We start from the raw sequence: 1,202 nt of genomic DNA, 5'->3' as shown, positions 1-1,202 counted from the left end.
ACAACACTCTCTGAGGAATCTAAATCAAAAAGGTTTTTAAATATGGGCTTTAGTGCTTTGTGATAAATTTGCTAAAAGGGCTTCTGAAATGACTCCTAATAATTGATTTACTGAAACTTTATGGCTTTTAAATACTGATATGATAGGTTGATTATCAGATAAAAAGATACAGAAGTTTTATCATAAAAACAAACCAAACAACTGATAGTCAGGTGATTAATATTTAATCCTGTATATTGTTAAAAACAAAAAAGTCGGAAGAAAAAATCTTCCGACCATGACGGCTAAAAATAGACACCTTTTCCTGATTTTTACAAAATTATTCTGGTATGTATTCATACAAAGGTATAGTACAATTTATTGTTGGAAAGTTTGTTAGTAAGTGTAAATCAACTAAAACATCAACTCCTTCATTATCTTGTACAATAACTGTGCAAATAGCTTGCTCTATGTCTATAAATTGAAGTTGACAAGAAACCTCATATATAAATGTACAAAAGCCAGTATCAGGATGTATGTATTCCGCTACAATAATTTCAGTAGCGGTCTCTGCACTATCAGCAGAGGTAAAAGCAAGAGAAGCTGTGATAGCTAACATAAGAGCAAAAGCTGGTAAAACGATTTTAAAAAAATTAGATTTCATAATATAGATATTTAAAATTAATGACCTACTCTATTATACAGGTTTTCGGTCTTAGCCCTGACTGCAGTATGTTTAACCAGATATTCTGGTGTTGTTTTTAGGTTTTGATTTTTGCACTGTTAAATCAGGAGAAATCTGTGTTTGCTTAAAACGATCTCCTAATTGATAGCGAACAATATGATTACCAATAAGCCCAATAAAGGTATCATTGAATACTTGAAATGTTCTTAGTTTGCTTTTTCCGATGTCTTCTACATAAAAACTAAATTCATAACGGTTTTTTACTAGGTCGTACACATCAATAACAGAGGATTGTTTCCATAATACCAAAGATTCTTTACTCCCTAGTAGTTTAGAATTTACAAACAGGTAGTTTCCAGAGGTGGCACTGGATTTGTTAACCTTAAGGGCAGGTGCTGCCAGTTTTTGTTGGTTTTTAGAGGCAATAGTTCCTACTTGTATCTGAGCCTGACTGATGGTATCTATAGTTTTACCAAGGCGTTGTAATTGTAGGCTGTCATTAGCAACAATATATTGGTTGCGATAGCGGTAGGTATAT

The 1,202-nt window shown here is 32.5% G+C and carries 1 protein-coding gene and 1 pseudogene; both read right to left on the bottom strand.

Annotation, left to right across the window (positions count from 1 at the left end; all coding sequences use genetic code 11):
• Positions 1–319: 319 nt before the first annotated feature.
• Positions 320–643 carry a DUF6520 family protein gene (locus Q4Q35_RS01810; protein WP_303276209.1) on the bottom strand — a complete coding sequence of 108 codons (324 nt, stop codon included), beginning with the start codon at positions 641–643 and terminating at the stop codon, positions 320–322.
• 72 nt (positions 644–715) lie between these two features.
• Positions 716–1,202 (bottom strand): annotated as a pseudogene (locus tag Q4Q35_RS01805) (hypothetical protein); the annotation flags it as partial.

This window comes from Flavivirga aquimarina (assembly GCF_030540835.1).
Lineage (GTDB): Bacteria > Bacteroidota > Bacteroidia > Flavobacteriales > Flavobacteriaceae > Flavivirga > Flavivirga aquimarina.
Note: the sequence above shows the minus strand (reverse complement) of the source record. Positions and strands in the feature narration are given on the sequence as shown.